This window comes from Kutzneria buriramensis (genome assembly GCF_003387475.1).
Taxonomy (GTDB): domain Bacteria; phylum Actinomycetota; class Actinomycetes; order Mycobacteriales; family Pseudonocardiaceae; genus Kutzneria; species Kutzneria buriramensis.
In genome coordinates this window covers 131,248-150,181 of record NZ_QUNO01000008.1, presented here as the reverse complement: position 1 = coordinate 150,181, position 18,934 = coordinate 131,248, and the positions used below count along the sequence as shown (strand labels likewise).

Here is an 18,934-nt window from a genome sequence, read left to right as displayed (position 1 = left end):
ATGCGCCCCGTTCGTGTAGGGGGTGAGAATCCGCCCCAAGGAGGCACCGCCATGAAGAACTACCTGCTCAGCGTGTACCAGCCGGACGGCCCGATCCCCGGTCCCGAGGTGCTGGGGCCCATCGTCGAGGCGCTCGGCCGGCTCAACGAGGAGATGCGGGCGGCCGGGGCCTGGGTGTTCGACGGCGGCCTGTTCCCGCCGGAGACGGCGACGGTCATCAAGGTCACCGGCGGCGAGGTGGGCATGACCGACGGCCCGTACGTGGAGGGCAAGGAGCACCTCGGCGGCTTCACCATCGTGCGGGCGCCCGATCTGGACGCGGCGCTGGAGTGGGGGCGCAAACTGGCCGCCGCGACCACGCTGCCGATCGAGGTTCGTCCGTTCCAGTGAACGTGGAGAACGTGGAGCAGGTCTTCGCCCAGGAGTACGGACGCGCGGTCGCCGTCCTGGTCCGCGTGTTCGGCGACATCGACATCGCCGAGGAGGCGGTCCAGGAGGCGTTCGCGACGGCGGTGCGCAAGTGGCCGGAGACCGGTCCACCGCCGAGCCCGGCCGGCTGGATCATCACCACCGCCCGCAACGCGGCCATCGACCGGCTGCGCCGCGAGTCGTCACGGCACGACAAGCACGCGCAGGCGGCGCTGCTGCACGCCGACGACCATGTGGAGGAGGGACCCGTGCGCGACGAGCGGCTCCGGCTGATCTTCACCTGCTGCCACCCGGCGCTGGCCCCGGCGGCACGGGTGGCGCTGACGCTCCGGCTCCTCGGCGGCCTGACCACCGTGGAGATCGCGCGGGCGTTCCTCGTGCCGGAGAAGACCATGGCGCAGCGGCTCGTGCGGGCGAAGGCGAAGATCCGCGACGCCGGCATCCCCTACCGCGTGCCGCGCGACGCCGACCTGCCCGACCGGCTCAAGACGGTGCTGGCGGTGCTGTACCTGATCTTCACCGAGGGCCACACGGCCAGCACCGGCGACGCCCTGACCCGCGACGACCTGTGCACGGAGGCGATCCGGCTGGGTCGCGTGCTGGCGGAGCTGATGCCCGACGAGCCGGAGGTCTGGGGGCTGCTGGCGCTGATGCTGCTGGTGCAGTCCCGCCGCGACGCCCGTACGACCACCGCCGGCGATCTCGTGCTGCTGGCGGACCAGGACCGGTCACGGTGGGACGCCGACCTGATCGCCGAGGGGCAGGGCATCGTGCGGCGATGCCTGGGCTGGCGGCGACCCGGCCCGTACCAGATCCAGGCGGCGATCAACGCCGTGCACAGCGATCCGCCGACCGACTGGGACCAGATCGTCCGGCTCTACGACCAGTTGCTGCACTTCACGCCCACGCCGGTGGTGGCGCTGCACCGGGCCGTCGCCGTCGCCGAGGTGTCCGGGCCCGCGGCGGCGCTGGCCCTCGTCGACGAGCTGGACCTGCCGTCGTACCACGTGTTCCACCTCGTACGGGCGGACCTGCTGCGGCGGCTGAACCGTCTCGACGAGGCGGCCGTCGCCTACGAGAAGGCCATCGAGCTGACGGAAAACGCGGCGGAGCGGGCGTTCCTGACGCGGCGGCGTCAGGAGCTGAGCGCCTGACGGAGCTTCGAGATCTCCGCCGCCCACGCGCCGCCGTCCGCCTCGGCCCACAGCTCGGCCAGCTCGGAGTCGTCGCCGAGCACCCGGACCAGCGCCTGCTCGGCGAGTTCGCCCAGGTCGTCGTGCTCGCCGCCGGCGACGAGGGCCGCCGCCGCGACCGCGATCGACGCGACGCCACCGTCCAGGTAGTCCTCCTCGTCGGCCGCGGCCGTCAGCGCGGCGACCAGCGACTCTCGACGGTCGCCCTCGTCCAGCCCGTCGAGCTCGTCGACGAAGTCCGCCGCGTCGTCGTTGTCGAACGGACCCGGACCCCATGCGCCCACGTGTTCTCCTTGATCATCCGATGGTGAGCAGCCCCCGAACGAATCCAACCAGGGACCCCTGACAATCCGAACGATCAAGCGGCGCGGTCGGTTCAGTCGGTGATCTCGGACAGCGCGGCCGGCCGGCGGCTGAGCACCGCCCACAGCACCCAGCCGACGCCGATCACCAGCACCAGGCTGATCAGCCGGTACAGGATCACGCCGGCGATGGCGTCGTCGACGGGGGTGCCACCGGCGGTCAGGCCCAGCGCGAGCGCGCCGTCGACGACGCCGAGGCCGCCGGGCACCAGCGGCACGCTGGCCGCGGCCATGCCGGCGGTGTACGCGATGAAGATCTGCGCGATGGTCAGGCCCTGCGCGCCGGCGGCGAGGCAGCACAGGCCGAAGCACACCGCGTCCAGCAGCCAGTTGCCGGCGGCGAAGGCCATCGCCACCCGCAGGTCCCGAGTGGACATCCGGATCACCGACAGCTGCTCGACGGCGCCGCCGACCAGCCGCGTGCCGCGCTCCACGGACCGCCCGGTGAGGCGGGCAAAACCCGTCAATACCTTGCCGCACAACCAGAGCAGCCAATTCGGGTGCTGCACGAACGTACGCAGGCAGACGGCGAGGCCGATCGCCACGACGACGTCACCGGCCAGCGCCGGCCAGCCGTGGCCGCGGGCCAGCACACCGCCGACGGCGCCGATGAGGATCAGGGTTCCGGTGGACAGCGTGCCGCTGACGGCGACCGCCCAGGACGCCACCGCCGGCGTCGCCCCGAACCGGCGCATCTGCGAGAAGTTGAACGCCGTCGAGAAGACGGGACCACCCGGCAGAGTGACGCTCAGCGAGTGGGCGGCATAAGCGAGGGCGACGGCGCGCTGGATCGGCACCAGCGTGCCGGCGGACCGCAGGAGCCGGCGCTGCATGCGGGCGAAAAGGCCCATGGAGCCCAGATCGGCGACAACCGCGAGGCCGAGCAGCGGCCAGTTCGGGGTGCGGAGATGAGCGAGGGCGGAGGCGAGAGAAGGCGCTCCGTACCAGAGTTCGACGGCGAGCAGGGCGATCGCGAGACCGGTGGCCACGATCTTGATTCGGCGCACCGCGGTCATGCGGCGATGGTAGTTCGAGCCCAGCTCGGCGGCCGGGCGGCGTCACCAGGTTTCAGCTGGCCACGGCGTGGCGGACGAGCAGGGCGCGGTCATCGGACCGGCCGACCAGGTCCGCAGTCAGAAAGTCCTCAACTGGCCACGGCGTGGCGGACGAGCAGCGAGCCCGGGGCACGGTCATCGGACCGGCCGACCAGGTCCGACGTCAGAAAGTCCTCAACTGGCCACGGCGTGGTGGACGAGCAGCGAGCCCGGGGTGCGGTCGTCGGGCAGGCCGACCAGCTCGGACAGCACCTCCGCGGCGGTGCCGGCGGAGCGCCAGGTGATGCGGCTCGGGGTGAGGTAGTTGGTCTCCTCGCCGGGCATCCGGCTGGCCACCACGTCGTCCTCGCCACGCAGCCACACCACGTCGATGACGTTGTGGTGGGCGCGCACGCCGATCACCGCGACCACGTGTCCCTCGGGGTTGCGAGGGTGCATGAACCGGAATCCTCGGTCGACCAGTTCGCTGAGCAGCCGGTCGGTGGAGCTGGGTGCCTCGGTCGAGGAAGTCATCGATACTCGCCATCCTTCGCGCCGGCCACGAACGCGGCGGTCTCGGCTCGGGTGTGGACCAGCGCCGGGCCGGCCGGGAAGCGGGGGGCGCACGTCGCGACCGGCGGGGTGAACCCGACCGCCGGCCCCAGGCGTCCGGCGGACACGCCGTCGCGGATCGCGGTGTCCATGCTCCCACCTCCAGACCTGCATTCGAGCTTGCAGCTGCACGTGCATCTGAGCGTTGGGTCACATTAGCACGGCCACATGCACGTGCATCTGAACACGTCGCAAGTTGGGCCGGTGGGGTGATCTTCGGGTCGGGGCCTAAAGGGCGTCCATGACCTCGTTGAGCGACCGCCGCGTGCGCTCGGGCGTCTCGGCGTCGACCATCAGCCGGTCCACCACCCGGCTGTACTGCTCGATCTCCTGGCGCTTGTCCAGATAGAGCGCCCCGGTCAGGTGTTCGATGTAGACCAGGTTGGGCAGCTCGGGCTCGGCGAAGCGCAGCATTGTGAACGATCCCTCGGCCGCGTACCCGCTCAGATCGAACGGAACCACCTGGATGGTGATGTTCGGCCGCTTGGTGTACTCGATCAGCCGCTTGAGCTGGGCCCGCATCACCTCCTTGCCGCCGATCGGCCGGTGCAGCACCGACTCGTCCAGCACCGCCCACAGCCGCGGCGAGTTCGCCCTGGTCAGCAGCTCCTGCCGCTTCATGCGCAGCCGCACCCGCCGCTCGACGACGTCGCTGGCCGCCTCGGGCCGGCCGCGGGTGGCGATGGCCCGCGCGTAGTCCTCGGTCTGCAACAGGCCCGGCACGAACTGCGCCTCGTAGGTCTGGATGCGGGACGCGGACTCCTCCAGGCCGACGTAGTCCTGGAACCAGTCGGGCATCAGGTCGGTGTAGCGGTGCCACCAGCCGGGCTCGTTGGACCGCTTCACCATGTCCAGGAAAACCTCGCGCTCGCGGGGATCGTCCACCCCGTACAGCGACAGTAGGTCGGCCACGTCGCGCTCCTTGAAGCTGACGCGGCCCAGCTCGAGCCGGCTGATCTTGGACTCGGAGCCGCGGATCGCGTAGCCCGCGTCGGCGCGGGTGATCTCCGCCGCCTCCCGCAGCCGTCGCAGCTGGGAACCGAGCACGATGCGCCGTGCGGTCGGCCCAGCACCGTGTTCAACCGAGCGGCCGTTACCACTTTCGGATGAATTGGTGGGGTCAATCGCGGCCATTACGGCTCCTCCCATACGCCCTCTGCACCCGGATCCGCCCGGCTTTCCGGCCCCTCCCCAGGTGCTTCCATCAGGGCCTTTTGCCGGCGAACCCGACTACTCAACGTACACCGACCAGGGTACGAGCCGACAGCGCACCGCCGTTTACCGCAGTGCCCGCGCACCAATAGGCTTACTCGCTCGGTCGGAGGAGCCACCCTGACGGTCTGCGAGGCGGAGATGCCTGTTCCCAAAGCCCCCGTGCACATCGACACGACCAAGGCCAGCATTGCCCGGGTCTACGACGCGTTTCTCAACGGGAAGGACAACTACGAGATCGACCGGGAGGTGTTCCGGCGGGTCAAGTCGGTCGCCCCGGAGGCCGCGCTGCTGGCCTACGACAACCGGGCGTTCCTGATCCGTGCGACCCGCTTCATCGCCAGCCAGACCAACATCGCCCAGTACCTGGACTGCGGCTCCGGCCTGCCCACGGCCGAGAACACCCACCAGGTGGCGCAGCGCATCAACCCGGAGTCCAAGGTCGTCTACGTGGACAACGACCCGGTGGTGATCGCGCACGGCCGCGCGCTGCTGGAGGAGAACGACCAGACGCACTTCAGCGCGGCGGACATCTTCGAGCCCGAGCAGGTGCTCCAGGACGAGGTCGTCCGCAAGTACATCGACTTCAACGAGCCGCTGGCCCTGTTCCACATGGGCACGATCCACCACTACGACGGCGCTAGGTCGCCGCAGGACATCATGCAGACCTACATCGATGCCCTGCCGTCGGGTTCGTACGTCGGCATCAGCCACTTCTACGACCCGCAGACCGACGAGTACAGCGAGCTCGCCCGCCGCATGGAGGACGTGTTCGTGCACAGCCCGATGGGCAGCGGCGTGTTCCGCACCCGGGCGCAGATCGAGGGCCTGTTCCCGGGCCTGGAGATGGTCCAGCCGGGCGTCGTGGAGTGCGCGCGGTGGTGGCCGGACGGCCCGGAGCTCAAGCCGCTGGACCCGGTGCAGTACTGCATCGTCGGCGGCATCGCCCGCAAGCCGTAGTCACAACAGAGTGAGCTGCTCCTGGTCGACTCGGTGGACAGGGGCCACCGAGTCGACCGGCAGCGCACCAGATGGCCAGGTCGCGTCGTCCTCCGCGCCGGGCACGCCGGTGGCGGCGTCCCTCGCGACCTTTGGCTCGAGACCGTGCTTGCGCACCAACGGTTTCACGAGTTCCGCGAGCCGCCGCCGGTAGCGGCGGTCCGCGTAGCTGTTGTTGCCGTAGAGCTGGCGATAGCCAGGGATCAATGACGGGTGTTCCCGTTTCAGCCACTGCGCAAACCACTCCCGGGCGCCCGGCCGCAGATGCAGGGCCAGCACGGTCACGCCGGTGGCGCCGGCCTCGGCGATCGCGCCGAGCAGGTCGTCCAGCTGCTGCGCCGAATCGGTGAGCCCGGGCAGCACCGGCGCGATGAACACACCGCACGGCAGGCCCGCGTCGGTGACCCGCCGCACCAGTTCCAGCCGCGCCTGCGGGCTCGGCGTGCCGGGCTCCAGGGTGTGGTGGACCTCCTTGTCCAGCAACGCGATCGACACCCCCAGCCCGACCGGCACCCGCTTGCTCGCCTCCACCAGCAGCGGAATGTCCCGGGACATCGTGGTGCCCTTGGTGAGAATGGAGAACGGGGTGCCGGAATCGGCCAGCGCCCGGATGATGCCGGGCATCAGCTGGTAGCGGCCCTCGGCCCGCTGATAGGGGTCGGTGTTGGTGCCCATCGCGACGTGCTCACGAGTCCAGCGCGGCGAGGAGAGCTTGGCGCGCAACACTTCCGCGGCATTGACCTTCACCACGACCTGACTGTCGAAGTCGTGCCCGGAATCCAGATCCAGATAGGTGTGCGTATTGCGGGCGAAACAGTTGTGGTCCGCGCAAGGACACACACCCGTTTGGGGCCAGAATCACACCGCGCATCTGCGGCGTTCAGGCGTGCGCCGCGCACAGTTTCGCTTATCCCCCAACGGGTTGCGGACAAGGATCCGGGTCGGGTTGATGCCCAACGATGATCCATCCGTTGGTGGTGTTGGCGAGCACGAAGGCACCCAACTTCGGGCCTCCACTGACGTCGACCGCGCAAGAGTAGACGGTGGCCGATGACGCCCCGACCAGGTGCACCGCGCTCAACGGCACGCTGAGACCAGCGTAAGCATCGCCGTTCGTGACCTTCGTGGCTGCTGCCCGCACTGCGTCGTCACACGTCGCAGCCCCGGCCCCTATGTCATGGGCGAACTGTGCGCGCCCTTGGTCTGTGAACAGGTCGGGGCACACCTTGCCGGGATCTCCGGCAGCAATCGCCGCATATACCGACGTGACCGCGTAGACCGGATTTGCGGGCCCGCGTAGTGGCACGCCAGCACCAGGCGGAACCCCGTTGTCCCCATTGTCTGCGGGGGCAAAGACCGTGTCCGCGAAGTAGTACCCACCACCGACCAGCGCCATCACAGCTATACCGATCGGTAGCAGCACCCGCCCCCTACGGACTCGTTCCACGCCGTCCACGGTAGCCGCAGTTACAGCGCTGGGCTTGTCTACCTGCGAAATCAGCGAGCGTCGATCGCGGTCGCGGGGCACAGTGGAGGGACGGCAACACCTGACCACCTCCCGGCTGAGCCGGTAGCGCACCGTCGGCTAAAGGTGCCATCCCGGCGTGATTCCGCCATGGCGCTAATCGTAGTGGCGGCGTTGTTGGTGCCTTTCGCTGGCTGGTCGTGGTGGCAGCCCGCAATCATCGTCGGCGGCTGGCTAGTGGCACGGCTGGCGCGCATAGATCGGTTACTGCGCGGGTGGGATGCGTATGCGGCGGGCGTGGTCGCGACGGGATGGCTGGCCAACGATGCCGGACCCTGGGCATGCGCCCTAGCATTCGGCGCGGCCGCTGTGGCGATCGCCGTAATCCACCTGCTCCGAACGCGGCGGCTGAGCGCGTTCGTGGTCACGCTCTGTGCAGCCGGCCTCATCGCTGGCATAGCCGGCGGCTTGGGCTACGACATCCAACAACGCAACACCGCCGAGCAGCAGCGCCAGCAAGCCGAGCAGCAACAACGATTCGAGGCTGCCGATGCGTTGCCCCACACGCCAAACGAGGTGCTTTTGGCCCTCGTCGGCGCGATCGCCAAGAACGCCCCTTTGCGGGGCTGCCCTCTGTTCTCACCCACGGCCGCCGCGCAGTTCGCAAACTCGATCGGTGCGCCGAACTGCGCAACGGCAGTCGGCCAGCTAGCAACGCGCGTCACTGACCACGACCGGTACAACTCACCCTTTGTCCCGGGGAGTGCCCTGTCTGCGAGTGGCGGCGAACATGTTGTGGCTGACGGATGCGAACTGGACTGGTCCGGAGTACTCGGTGATCGGGATGCGCCGCCCCCCGGCCCTCGGGTCGGCCGCCTCGAACTGGAACGCCAGCAACAGATCGGATACCTCATCGTCAGCTACACGGCATGCCAGCGGTAGAAGCTGGTCCAGACCCGTGATCTCGATCGGCCGCAGCACCTTCCGATGGCTGGCGAGCGTCCGCCCGTCGACACACGGCGGCAAGGAGCCAGCCCCTAGCGAGCGTGGTTACCGTGTGAAGCGGAGCCAACCTTCCAGGACCATATCGGCGACCTCACGGAGCGGACGGTCGGTGACGAACGCGTGCGCCCGCAACCGCTGATACGCCGGCGTCAGCCCGGTTCCCAACTGCGTCGACACGACACCCACAGCCTGGTGAACGCGGGCCCACTGCTGAGCCAACGAGCCCGCGAGCATGCCGTCCAGGTGATGTCCAGATGATTCATCGTCCGTACCCCCCAACAGCGCCGCCAAGGCGTAGTCGGCGAACACACGCCCGTCGGCGACCTCGTCGGCGCTCAGCGGCAGCGGACGGACGCGGTAGAGCTCCAGCACCCCGACTGTCACCTCGCCCATGACCAGCGGAAAGGCGAACACGGCCTGCACACCCAACGGCGCCAGCTGCGATACCAGCACCGGCCAGCGCTCCCGACAGCTGCGACGGGTCAGGTCGCCGACCAGCACCTCCTCGCCCGTGACCAATGCCTGCACACCTGGCCCCCGGCCGACGGTGACCTCCAGTTCCACCGCACGTTCGCCGACGCCGGTCGCGTAGACCGGCTCGGCCGCGCCCAGATCCCCGGCAGTGCAGAAGCTCACCCCGTCAACGCCCACCACTTGGGCGCAGGCCCGGCAGATGTGTCTGATCCCAACCGGCACCCCCTCGGCGGCGGCCTGCCTGCCGATCGCGGCGGCAATCGCGGCATACCGATCGCTGTGCACGTGCTCAGCGGGGCCAGGGAGTCGTGCTCTGCGCGGCAGCCCCACGCAACCGCGTGCACAAGCGCCGCAGCGTCTGGGTGGGCACCTGGTGTCGCCCCCTTTCGGTGAGGAACCAACCAATCGTGCGGCCGACAGCAGCCACCGGGCGAGGGCCCTTCGGCACTGTAGAGCACAGCTGAACGGCATGAAACGCCGGAAGCCCTGCGGCCGCAAGTGTGTGGCGGTGGTGTCGTGCTGCTGCAACTATCCCGCCGACGTGAAGCCCTTGCCAGGGAAGGAGTCTGGCGCGTAGACCGACTTCCGGTACCCACCACCGTCAGGAAGTTCCCACCAGACCACGTCTGGGAACACCAACCATCGTCCACCTTGCTTCGGCGATTGGGTCGACACTTCCACGAACACCTTGGCCGCCGTGATGTCCAACTCCAACACGGGGCGTGTGTCCCAGGGGTTCCCGGCCATCGTCATCACTCTCTGTTCAGCACCCTTACCCGACACGCCACCGGAAGGCGGGTTCTGCGGCCGCTTCCCCAGCCGCAGAACCCGCCTCCCTCAGAGTCGTCCCAGACGGTTCGGAGGCTGCCGAGACGACCCTCACCCACGTGTGACGCCAGCGGGGGTGGCGGAGGTGTCACACAAGGGGTAATACTCGCACACATGTTCGATGAGCACCAAGTAAGGGCAGGTCAGGACCGGTTGACAGACGTCAACGACACCATGATCACAACGCGCCCGGTCAATCCGCCCGTACCGTGCAGGGTGCACTCACAGACGATGGTCCCGCTTGCGGCGGTGGGGTGGGGTGGAAGCTGCGCCCTGTTCATCCGAGCCAACGGGATCGACGCAGGCACCGAGCTGGCGGCGTTGCTGCTGGACGAGGGGCTCACGAACCAAGGTGTACACCTAGCGCGCGTGTCGACCACGTTGGTCAACACCAAGCAAGAGCCCGTGTGGGACGTAACCGCGCCAGTGCCATTCAAGGCACTCACGGGCCTACCGGCAGGGTACAAACCGTTGCAGTAGAAGGGAAACAGGACGCCCCCGTGTTCGGCGTACCGAACGCGGGGGCGTATCAAGCCAAGGAGCCTAGCTCCGCCTGCCGTTCGTCCACTTCCATACCTGGAAGCAGTCGGTGCAGGTCTTGGTAACGTCCTCGGTGCCATCCCCAGGAAAGTTGTAGCTGTAGTCACAGTTCGAGTGTTGACACCGTTTGGGGGCAAACCCTTCTGCGGCCATATCGCGTTGCGCATCCCGCCGCGCCTGCCCCGGCTTATCACGCGCCACTACGCGCGCCCCCACAGCGGGAAAACCGCCCACCACCGCCCACCACTACTAGAACCCCGTTCGCGTGCCCGATCGCTGCTCGCTGTGTGCGTTCACCCGCAGCGCCGCCCGGCTCCGCTGATCGGCGTTGGCCTCCAGCCCCTCCCACGCCTCACAGCACAGCGCCAACCGGTCCTCGATCAGCCCCAACACGTGACGGCGGGTCACCGCCCACGACACGAACTCCTCCGGGTCGTCCGGCTCGCCGTCCATCTCCAGCAGACACGCCAGCAGATCCCCCGCCGACATGCCCGCCAGTTCCTCCGCGTTCGCCGGTTCTTCGCCTTGCAGGTGCGGATACTGGCCGTCCAGCCGAGTGTTCAACGTGTCCAGTTCACCGATGAACATCGACCGCACACGCCTCGTCGTCGCTCCCAGACCCGAGGCCACGAACGACAAGTAACACCACCACTGCACCCGAGCCGTCGACGTTCCGGCGGGAACGTAGTCGCTGTCCATCAACATCATCAGCAGATCCAGCGCGTCCACACGCCGCCGCGCTGACCTCATTCCGGCCTCCACCATGTCCGCCTTACGCTGCCCGCTCACTCGCCCTTCACCTTCCGTTCCTGAGCGCGCGCCGGCAGCGCCTCCCGCTCGTCCACCAGCGTGATCCACACCCGCTTGCCCATCGCCGAGGCCAGCCGCGTCAACGCCGCCACCGACGGCAGCGCCGTGCCCTCCTCCAGCCGCGTCAACAACGACCGCGACGTGCCGGAGTAGCAGGTGAGCAGCCACCGCGACCATCCCAACCCCTCGCGCACCTCCCGCACCTCCGTGCCGAGGGTGCCGGCCAACTCCGCCAACGGATCCGTTGCGGGGGCATCGACTTCATCCTTGGCCAGTCCGCACATCGCACCCACCGACGATGCCGGCCAGACGGCAGACCACGCCGACCGCTGCGTCACTGCCCTCTCTCCGTTCCCCCGAGGATCTCCGACCAGGACACGCACTGCTGGACGGGGACCTCCGGATCCGCCATTTCCGTTGCCCGCGCACCGATCTTCTCGGCCAGATCCAGCGCCGCCGCCCGCGACAGATCCACCACGACCCCGCTGGACGCCACCGGAACCCGGACCCGCAGCCGCCGACGATCCGGCGAGTACTCGAACACCACACCGGCCAAGTTCTCCACCGGCACCCGTGCATCAACACCGGGCACGGCGACCTGTGGTGCCAGATGATCACGAGCCATCACTGATCACCCCCGGGTCCCGTACCGTCCACAATGTCGTCCATCTCCTCACCCGTTTCCGCCACCGGCCACGTCGTCGCCAATGCCTCCAGTCCTGCATCGGCCAGAACTTCCACGGTGGACTGTTGACTCTTGTTGTCGCTCATGGCTGATCACCTCGCTCAGGCAAACGCCGCTCCCATTCGCGAGCCTGCGTGTCGAACGCTTGAGCCGCAGTGGTGACCGCAGCCACCACCCACCACGGCAAGCCATCCACCCGCGTGAAAACTCGCCACGCCGCCGCCACCTCTCGCGAGGCACGCACCATGTCCGCCACAACAACGGCGTTCACCCGACCAGAACCGGCGACCTTGTTTGCCTGCTCGTAATAGCGGTAGACGCCCTCCCATCGCGTCACCATCGACTCAGGCACGTTCACCACCGCCGACCTCCTTACGGCGAATAATCCCAATGCATCCACGATCCCACTTCCTGGCTGACATATCGTTCGGCTAGTAGAGGTCGAAAGGTCTCCATTCGATACAAGTAGGCCGAGTACGTGTCTCGATCCACTCGACCAGAGCTCTCCGAGCGTCCACGATCGGTATGGCGGCGGTCCGAGGAAATACAGCCCCGGTACTGCCGTTGAAGATCAAGAAGACTTCCGGTAGCGGCCGCCTCGGGTTGAACGAGTTGAAAATTGGGTGCTGCGGATCGTCGTGGTCCATATAGTTGAGAGCCGCGTAGCCCGCTGACGGCGAAGCGCTGACACGCATCTGACTATTGGGGTAAGGACCTTCTTTGCTGCTGTAAAACTCCACATCACCGACAGCGAGCGTGGATTCCCAGTTGGCGTGCTCAACACTAAGAATCTCCTCTATCAAGGCGCGAGATTCAGCCAAGCCGCGGGACACCCTTGCCAAGCCCGTGGTAAGCGACGCTGTGACAATCATGTGTGCCGGTCGTCAACCGAACCGGCATTCGCCAACTCCATTTAGACTCTTCCTTCACGTCTCGTCAGGCCACGTCAAGCTAATTGCAGATATTGATGGTTTCGGCGACTAGAGCGAAGGTCTATATCGATCTGAGCATGGGCTATGTCGCAGCCGGAATATGCCGAGGTCGGGACGCCGGCCCGGCGCCCCGACTTCACCCCACTGGTGGGCACTCGCGACGCTATGTACGCTGGTCAGTGGGGATGTCGGCGGGAGGCGCGGAGATCACATGGGTTCACTCGGCCACCAGGGGGAACAGCAGTCCGCTACATCAGGCGGCGGACGTCTGTGCCAGGGCTGCGGGGCGCACCTCGCGGCCGACAACACCGCGCGCCTATGCGGCCGATGCCTCAGGGAGCAGCGTGACCAGCTGCGGACCCCACCTGCCCAGCTCAGGGACGAGTTTTTTGAGACCCCCGAATTTCGCGCCGCGTTTGATAGCCAGCATATCGGAAGGGTATTTCGGGCGTACAGAAATCACCCGCGACACCTTCAATTGTTCGGCAAGGCGCTGAACCAGGAGCTACTCGGCCGTTGGCTCGGTCTGACACAGGCGCAGGTGAGCAAGCTCGAAAACGGCAAACCTGAGCAAAACCTCGACACACTACGCAACTACGCAAGGGCGCTTCACCTTCCACAGCACATGCTGTGGTTTGACTTTCCAGGGCAAAGCAGGTTGCGAATCCCAGGCCAGCAAACAGGCCCAAAAGATGGTGCCGTAGTAGTCGCTCAGAGCAGAGATGAAATCCTTGTCGCAAACACCGGCATGGATACGCTCGAACTGATCCAGCGCGTACGGTCGTCCTCAATCAATCCGGCCACGCTGGACGCACTAAGAATTACGGTCGAGCAGCTGTGTTGCGACTACGCCCACAGGGATGCCCGCGAACTAATGGACACCAGCAGGGATTGGCTGAGCAAGGTAACAGACTTGCTTGACAATCGCCTCACCCTTGCCCAGCATCGCGACATACTGAACGAGGCGGGCATGTTGGCGCTTCTCGTCGGGTGCCTTGAGTACGACCTGGGGGATGCGCGCTCGGCCGAGGCAACACGACGCATGGCCCTTGAACTGGGCAGGGAGTCCGGCGAGATGGCAATTGTGGGATGGGGCTACGAGATGCTTTCGTGGTTCCACCTGACCGCCGGAAATTATCGCGCGGCGATTTCGGCAGCAGAGACGGGCGCTACACTCGCACCCTCACAATCGGTGGCCGTACAGCTTTACGGGCAACAGGCGAAAGCCTATGCACGAATGGGCATGCCGCGCGAGGTTCACACAGCACTTGAGAGTGGACGCGAGCTACTCGATAAACTTCCTTATCCGGAACGACCCGAGAACCACTTCGTTGTCGACCCGGACAAGTGGGACTTCTACGCGATGGACACCTATCGAATCGTTGGCGAGGATCAGCTAGCGAAGCGGAACGCAGAAGAGGTGATCCGACGTAGCGTGACCCCGGACGGTGTCGTCACCTCTCCAATGAGGAGCCAGGAAGCGCAGCTTACCCTTGCCGTGATTGCCGCCCGCAAGGGCGACATCGAAGCGGCGAACACGATGGGCATCGCGGCGCTACAGAGCAACCGCCAGAGCCTCCCCTCGCTAATCATGGTGGGCAGTGAGCTAGCGCATGAGCTTGAGACCTACGGGCCCAACGCTGGCAGCGAGTTCCGCGCTCTACTGCGTGAGATTATCGCCGGGCACTAGATCAACAACGCCGCCGAGCAGCACACTTGGCTGGCGCTTCAAGTTGAAGCGTAGATCAACATCCCCACCAAGCATATACGGGCTGCGATATTCTTTTTGAGAATATCGTCGCCTCTTAACGTGCGCTCAACCTGGGGTATTCCTACTCCGACATCACGGTATTCTCTGCGCGACATAGTGGTTACCGCCGTCCGGCGGCTTACTTGATGGCAACGGCCCGCAAATCGACGGGCCGGAACCGTCAAGCAAGGGATAATCACAATGAAGTTTTCGCGTTCTGACCTGATTTCTATTGCCCAAGTAGCGGCGCTGGCCGGTCGCAGCGAAGCCAGCGTGCGCCGCGCCATCCGGCTCGGATGGCTGCCGGTGGTTCGGCGGAGGGGCCGCCTGATGGTCCCCGTTTGTATCATCGCGCATCTGGCGGACCGCCCGGTCGGGGGTGCGTCCCGATGAACGATCAGCATTTCGCAGACGTCGCGGCCGAGCTGGACGACTACGCCGCCGTCTCGGAAGACGCACTGGAGCACGCCGTCCGTTACCAGGGCGCGTGTGGCTGGCTGGCCACCAGCGGCGGCACGCCGGAGTGGACCGGCGACGACGGCGCGGATCGGGAGCTCGCTGCGCCGATCTGCGCCGGGTGCCCCGTGCAGCGGGAGTGTTTGGAGTGGGAGTTTCGGACCCACGGTTACGCGATCGGGAGCGTGTGGGGCCCGTTGAGCGCTGCCGGCCGTCGCGCGGTGTACCTGCACTGGCGTGACCGGCGCGACGACGCCGGACGGGCGGGTGGTCGGTCATGACCACGATCAGCTTGAGCCCGGTGGAAATCATGGCCGGTGTCGGCGCGCTGCTGGTGTTGCTACTGGTCTGGCGGACCGGTGCCCGCCGCGCAAAAGCGGCGGCGGATGCGGCGCGGTCGGGGGCGCGGTTGGTGTCGCTGTTCGGGCGGGTGCTGTTCACCGCCGGTCTGATCGGCGGGGTTCAGTGGGTTGTGCTCACCCATGGCCCGGAGTTGTGGTTGGTGCTCACGGTGTTGGGTCTGCCGGCGTTGTTCGCGTCGTACACGATCACCAAGGCGTTGACCGTGACCACGCACGACATGCCGCGCCGTCGGGGCGGTGGTCGCCGATGACCGAGACACAGCAGGGCCGGCGGCCGGTATCGGCCGCCGGTGGGGCCGAACCGGTCGAGCACGTCGCCGCCGAGGTGGACCGGCTGTGCTGGACCGGGATCCTGTTGGGTTTGGCGTTCACGATGGCCAACGTGCAGCAGTTCGCCGCGAACGGCGCATTGGTGTGGTCGCTGCCGTGGTGGACGGCGTGGCTGTTGGACCCGATGGTGTCGCTGGTCCTGTTGGCGATTCTGCGGGCGGAGCAGGTGACCGCCCGGTACCGGGTGCGGACCGGCGGGTGGGTGCGGGCGGCCAAGTGGTTCACGCTCGCGGCCACGTACGTGATGAACACGTGGCAGGCGTTCACGGCCTGTTCCCCCGCGCTGGTGGTACTGCATTCGGTGCCGCCGCTGGTGGTGTTCGTCGCGGCCGAGGCAGTCACCGACTTGCGGGACAAGTTGGGGCAGGCGATCGCGGCAGCGTTCATGAACGCCCCCATGCCGCCATCGGTGCCGGCCGCCGCCGAGGTGCCGGTACCGGCCGAGACTGAGTCGGTGCCGGCGGTGCGGCGGACGTCGTTCGGGGACTACCTGACGGCGGCCCGTGCCGCGTGGACGCCGGACGTGGTGGTGACGCCCGCGTGGGTGCGGGAGGCCACCGGCTGTTCTCGGGGCCTCTCGTCACGCTTGGCGGCCGCGTTGCGGGCTGAGGCGGCCGTGAACGGGGCGGAGGCCGCCCAGTGACCACGTCGCAAGAGAAGGGCGGTACGGCCGCCGCGAACGCGCTTCCGGTGGCGGCGCGGACCCAGGATGTCGAACGGTTCGGGCCGGTCTATGACGGGGAGCTGGTGGACGAGAATCCGCCCGCGCCGCGCCCGACGTTCACGCGGCGGTTCATGAACTGGTGGCAGCGTTCACGACACGTGCCGGCCGTATTCAAGAGCAAGCACGCCGCGCGGCAAGGCGGCAAGGACGCCGTGGTGTGGCTACTGCGCTGCCCGTGGCGGTTCGTCGGCGCGGTCACCCGGGGCCTGGTCGTCGCGTTGCGCGGTTGGCGTCGATGGGTTCGCGTACACGACTACCGCGACGCCGCCGAGCAGGCCGAGAAGCTGTCGGACAAGTTCGTGGAGATCCGCGCACTGACGTTGTTCCGGTGGAAGGTCACCGGCGCGGTGATCGCGGCCGCAGCGGTCGCGCTGCTGGTCGCCGATCTGATGTTCGGTGATCGTGCACTGTGGGTCGCCAGTGCTGTGACGGCTGTGGCGTTGGCGATCGCTGGGCGACGTAAGGACGGTTCTCCCGGGCGCAAACCGGTGTTGTCCGGGCCGCGCACGCTGACGTGGACGATGGACCCGCAGGTGTTGGTAGACGCGTTCCGTGACGCCAAGCTGATCGGCAAGGACGAGTCACTTCGGTTGGTGGAACGGGCCGCCCGGGTCGGCGACGGATGGGCGATCACTGTCGACCTGCCGGCGACCCGCAAAGCGGCGGACGTGATCAAGCATCGGGACGCGTTGGCGTCGGCGTTGGCGGTAGATGAGGTTCAGCTGATCGCCGAGCGGGTGCGGGGTCGGGGCGGCCACGCGGGTCGGGTTTCCTTGTGGGTAGCCGATGAGGACCCGTATTCGGGTCCGCCGTTGCGGTCGCCGTTGGTGGATGTGGAGTGGTGGGACGTGTGGCGCCCGGTCCCGTTTGGGCGGGACGCCCGTGGGCGCCGCATTGATCTTCCTATCGTGTGGACGTCGCTTCTGGTGGGTGCGATTCCTAGGCAGGGCAAGACATTCGCGACCCGCAACGCGGTGGCCGGCCTGGTGTTGGACCCGTACACGCGGCTGTACCTGTTCGACGGGAAGGGCGGAAAGGACTGGGAAGCAGCGGAGCAGGTGGCGTACCGGTTCGTGTGCGGGGACGAGTTGGAGCACGCGGAAGTGTTGCGGGACAACTTGATTGGGTTGGTGGCGGAGGTTCAGGCTCGGTTCGCCCGAATGGCCACTTTGGACGATGAGCTGTGCCCGGAGTCGAAGATCACGCCGACGATCTCGCGGGATGTCCACTTGGGAATGCCGGTTACCGCGGTAGTCATCGATGAGGTGCAGGTTTTCCTGGAAAACCCTACGCCGCAACGGGTTGGCGGTAAGAAGATGACTCTCGGGGAGTACATCGCGGACCTGTTGACCTACCTCGCACGCAAGGGCCCGGCAGCCGGCATCGTGGTGATCCTGGCGACGCAACGACCGGACTCGACCACGATCCCGTCCCGGTTGCGGGCGGTGCTGGGGTCGCGGTTGGCGTTGCGGGTGATGGACTGGCGGGACTCGAACATCGTGCTCGGGGAGCAGATGAACACCCGAGGTTACGACGCCTCGACCCTGCTGCCCTCGCACAAGGGCGTAGGCATCCTGCGACCGGACGGCGAGACCGACGCCGGTGCCGAGGTGCTCGCTATGACGGTGCGCACCTACTACATGCCAAATGCGCAATGGCGGGAGGTCTGCGCCCGGGGTCGGGCGTTGCGGGAGGTTGCCGGCACGTTGGCCGGTCAGGCCGTCGGCGACTTCACGACGCAGGCGATCGACGCGGCGGCCGTGGTCAAGGCGCTGGGGGCCGGTGGCGCAGTCGAGACCGGCGCACCGGCCGACGACCCGGCGTTGCCGGAACCGTTGGCGTCGGTCGTGGAGTATCTCGGAGAGGAGATCGACGAACGGGAGTTCGTGCCGACCGCCGAACTGGTCGAGGCGCTCAGCGCTGAGCCGACGTCGTTCGGCCGGCAGATGCGGGAACTGGGGTGCCAGTCAGCGCGCGACTACGCACCTCAAGACGACGGGACGGAACGGCGGGTGCGTGGCTACCACACAGCCGCCATCCGGGCGGCGGTTGCGGCAGCTCGCGCCCCTGCTGGCGACTACGGGGCCGGTGACGACGATGGCAGGTAGCCCCGGCAACCCGTCCGGTGCCGCCACGCAACCCGTCCCAAACCGGCCCGCAACCCGTCCACCCGTCCCAAGTGGCACGGACGGGTCTTCACAACCTCTGAGCTGCGAAAACACGGTCCGGGACGGGTGGTCAGGTAGACCACCAACCCGTCCATCCGTCCCCGAACCGGGGCGAACTAGGCCGCCTGCGACAGAAGCCCGCACGCCGTCACAGCCGACCACCACAGACACGCACGGGAGTGCCGACCATGCCTCAGCCGAACCGACCAGCCCTACTGACACGGCAGAGCCGTCGGACGGAAACCAGGTATCCGAGCCTCGGCCGCGCACCTCCACGCGACGGTCTCAGCCGCCCGCACAGCGACTGGCACGCCACCCGAGGGGTAACACGCCGGGCGACGCATCCGAACGCCCTGCGGCCAAGTCAGAGAGGCCCAGTGCGTTGCCGCCGCAGCGGCGGTCGTCGACAGCGACACAGCAGGATCTTTGGACCGACAGATTTCTTGACAGACTAGAAGCTAGAGGATTCTTCGATGAAGCCAAGTCGAGAGACATTCGAACAATTTTCGAGTAGGTCATACAAAAAGGCCCTCGACTGTTACAGTCGAGGGCCTTTTTGTATGA

Annotated in this window: 22 protein-coding genes; 9 read left to right on the top strand and 13 right to left on the bottom strand. The window is 67.2% G+C overall.

Features of this window, described 5'->3' with window-relative positions:
* Positions 1 to 51 precede the first annotated feature (51 nt).
* Both BCF44_RS24030 and BCF44_RS24025 read left to right on the top strand, forming a co-directional pair.
* A complete protein-coding gene (locus BCF44_RS24030; RefSeq protein WP_116176612.1) occupies positions 52 to 390 on the top strand; it encodes a YciI family protein in 339 nt (112 codons plus the stop codon).
* Entirely contained in the window at positions 387 to 1,583 is a 1,197-nt protein-coding gene (locus BCF44_RS24025) for an RNA polymerase sigma factor (protein WP_246015486.1), read from the top strand. Before BCF44_RS24030 ends, BCF44_RS24025 begins: the two co-directional genes overlap by 4 nt.
* On the opposite strand, the gene BCF44_RS24020 is transcribed toward BCF44_RS24025, so the two are convergent.
* The 5 genes from BCF44_RS24020 to BCF44_RS24000 all read right to left on the bottom strand — a co-directional run bounded on the left by BCF44_RS24020 (position 1,565) and on the right by BCF44_RS24000 (position 4,764).
* Positions 1,565 to 1,906, bottom strand: coding sequence for a DUF4259 domain-containing protein (locus BCF44_RS24020; RefSeq protein ID WP_116176610.1), 342 nt, complete (start codon positions 1,904 to 1,906; stop codon positions 1,565 to 1,567). The genes BCF44_RS24025 and BCF44_RS24020 overlap by 19 nt on opposite strands.
* Positions 1,907 to 1,998: 92 nt before the next feature.
* Positions 1,999 to 3,000, bottom strand: coding sequence for a lysylphosphatidylglycerol synthase transmembrane domain-containing protein (locus tag BCF44_RS24015; protein WP_116176609.1), 1,002 nt, complete (start codon positions 2,998 to 3,000; stop codon positions 1,999 to 2,001).
* 213 nt (positions 3,001 to 3,213) lie between these two features.
* The gene (locus BCF44_RS24010; protein WP_116176608.1) at positions 3,214 to 3,552 is read right to left on the bottom strand and encodes a hypothetical protein; all 339 of its coding nucleotides are present in this window, start codon (positions 3,550 to 3,552) and stop codon (positions 3,214 to 3,216) included.
* Entirely contained in the window at positions 3,549 to 3,722 is a 174-nt protein-coding gene (locus BCF44_RS24005) for a DUF397 domain-containing protein (RefSeq protein WP_116176607.1), read from the bottom strand. The genes BCF44_RS24010 and BCF44_RS24005 overlap by 4 nt, the downstream gene beginning before the upstream one ends.
* 136 nt (positions 3,723 to 3,858) lie before the next feature.
* Complete coding sequence (locus tag BCF44_RS24000) at positions 3,859 to 4,764, bottom strand: helix-turn-helix domain-containing protein (protein ID WP_116176606.1); 906 nt, start codon at positions 4,762 to 4,764, stop codon at positions 3,859 to 3,861.
* 219 nt (positions 4,765 to 4,983) lie between these two features.
* On the opposite strand from BCF44_RS24000, the gene BCF44_RS23995 reads away from it, so the two are divergent.
* A complete protein-coding gene (locus BCF44_RS23995) occupies positions 4,984 to 5,802 on the top strand; it encodes an SAM-dependent methyltransferase (RefSeq protein WP_116176605.1) in 819 nt (272 codons plus the stop codon).
* Here BCF44_RS23995 and BCF44_RS23990 read toward each other — a convergent pair whose 3' ends face one another.
* On the bottom strand, positions 5,803 to 6,591 hold the full coding sequence (locus BCF44_RS23990) for a radical SAM protein (RefSeq protein WP_246015483.1): 789 nt from the start codon (positions 6,589 to 6,591) through the stop codon (positions 5,803 to 5,805).
* An 865-nt stretch (positions 6,592 to 7,456) separates the two neighbouring features.
* Between BCF44_RS23990 and BCF44_RS54810 the strand changes: the two genes are divergently transcribed.
* Positions 7,457 to 8,248 carry a hypothetical protein gene (locus BCF44_RS54810; RefSeq protein WP_147328614.1) on the top strand — a complete coding sequence of 264 codons (792 nt, stop codon included), beginning with the start codon at positions 7,457 to 7,459 and terminating at the stop codon, positions 8,246 to 8,248.
* 108 nt (positions 8,249 to 8,356) lie between these two features.
* On the opposite strand, the gene BCF44_RS23975 is transcribed toward BCF44_RS54810, so the two are convergent.
* The 7 genes from BCF44_RS23975 to BCF44_RS59280 all read right to left on the bottom strand — a co-directional run bounded on the left by BCF44_RS23975 (position 8,357) and on the right by BCF44_RS59280 (position 12,520).
* Positions 8,357 to 9,115 (bottom strand): GAF and ANTAR domain-containing protein, encoded by a 759-nt coding sequence (locus tag BCF44_RS23975; protein WP_170217712.1) that lies wholly within the window; start codon positions 9,113 to 9,115, stop codon positions 8,357 to 8,359.
* A gap of 1,287 nt (positions 9,116 to 10,402) precedes the next feature.
* Positions 10,403 to 10,942, bottom strand: coding sequence for a hypothetical protein (locus BCF44_RS23960; protein WP_147328613.1), 540 nt, complete (start codon positions 10,940 to 10,942; stop codon positions 10,403 to 10,405).
* A complete protein-coding gene (locus BCF44_RS23955) occupies positions 10,939 to 11,247 on the bottom strand; it encodes a helix-turn-helix domain-containing protein (RefSeq protein ID WP_116176598.1) in 309 nt (102 codons plus the stop codon). The genes BCF44_RS23960 and BCF44_RS23955 overlap by 4 nt, the downstream gene beginning before the upstream one ends.
* A 50-nt stretch (positions 11,248 to 11,297) precedes the next feature.
* Positions 11,298 to 11,588, bottom strand: coding sequence for a hypothetical protein (locus tag BCF44_RS23950; RefSeq protein WP_147328612.1), 291 nt, complete (start codon positions 11,586 to 11,588; stop codon positions 11,298 to 11,300).
* Positions 11,588 to 11,734, bottom strand: a complete 147-nt coding sequence (locus BCF44_RS55625; protein WP_170217711.1) for a hypothetical protein — start codon at positions 11,732 to 11,734, stop codon at positions 11,588 to 11,590. The genes BCF44_RS23950 and BCF44_RS55625 overlap by 1 nt, the downstream gene beginning before the upstream one ends.
* Positions 11,731 to 12,009: a hypothetical protein gene (locus BCF44_RS54805; RefSeq protein WP_147328611.1), complete on the bottom strand. Its 279-nt coding sequence runs from the start codon at positions 12,007 to 12,009 to the stop codon at positions 11,731 to 11,733. Before BCF44_RS54805 ends, BCF44_RS55625 begins: the two co-directional genes overlap by 4 nt.
* A gap of 70 nt (positions 12,010 to 12,079) precedes the next feature.
* Positions 12,080 to 12,520, bottom strand: coding sequence for an Imm1 family immunity protein (locus BCF44_RS59280; RefSeq protein WP_116176596.1), 441 nt, complete (start codon positions 12,518 to 12,520; stop codon positions 12,080 to 12,082).
* A gap of 160 nt (positions 12,521 to 12,680) precedes the next feature.
* On the opposite strand from BCF44_RS59280, the gene BCF44_RS23940 reads away from it, so the two are divergent.
* The 5 genes from BCF44_RS23940 to BCF44_RS23920 all read left to right on the top strand — a co-directional run bounded on the left by BCF44_RS23940 (position 12,681) and on the right by BCF44_RS23920 (position 18,310).
* A complete protein-coding gene (locus BCF44_RS23940; protein ID WP_342775635.1) occupies positions 12,681 to 14,270 on the top strand; it encodes a helix-turn-helix domain-containing protein in 1,590 nt (529 codons plus the stop codon).
* 449 nt (positions 14,271 to 14,719) lie between these two features.
* Complete coding sequence (locus BCF44_RS23935) at positions 14,720 to 15,067, top strand: WhiB family transcriptional regulator (RefSeq protein ID WP_170217709.1); 348 nt, start codon at positions 14,720 to 14,722, stop codon at positions 15,065 to 15,067.
* Entirely contained in the window at positions 15,064 to 15,399 is a 336-nt protein-coding gene (locus BCF44_RS23930) for a hypothetical protein (RefSeq protein WP_116176593.1), read from the top strand. The genes BCF44_RS23935 and BCF44_RS23930 overlap by 4 nt, the downstream gene beginning before the upstream one ends.
* Positions 15,396 to 16,121, top strand: coding sequence for a hypothetical protein (locus BCF44_RS23925; RefSeq protein WP_246015479.1), 726 nt, complete (start codon positions 15,396 to 15,398; stop codon positions 16,119 to 16,121). Before BCF44_RS23930 ends, BCF44_RS23925 begins: the two co-directional genes overlap by 4 nt.
* A gap of 47 nt (positions 16,122 to 16,168) precedes the next feature.
* Positions 16,169 to 18,310 (top strand): cell division protein FtsK, encoded by a 2,142-nt coding sequence (locus BCF44_RS23920; RefSeq protein WP_116176881.1) that lies wholly within the window; start codon positions 16,169 to 16,171, stop codon positions 18,308 to 18,310.
* Positions 18,311 to 18,934: the final 624 nt, after the last annotated feature.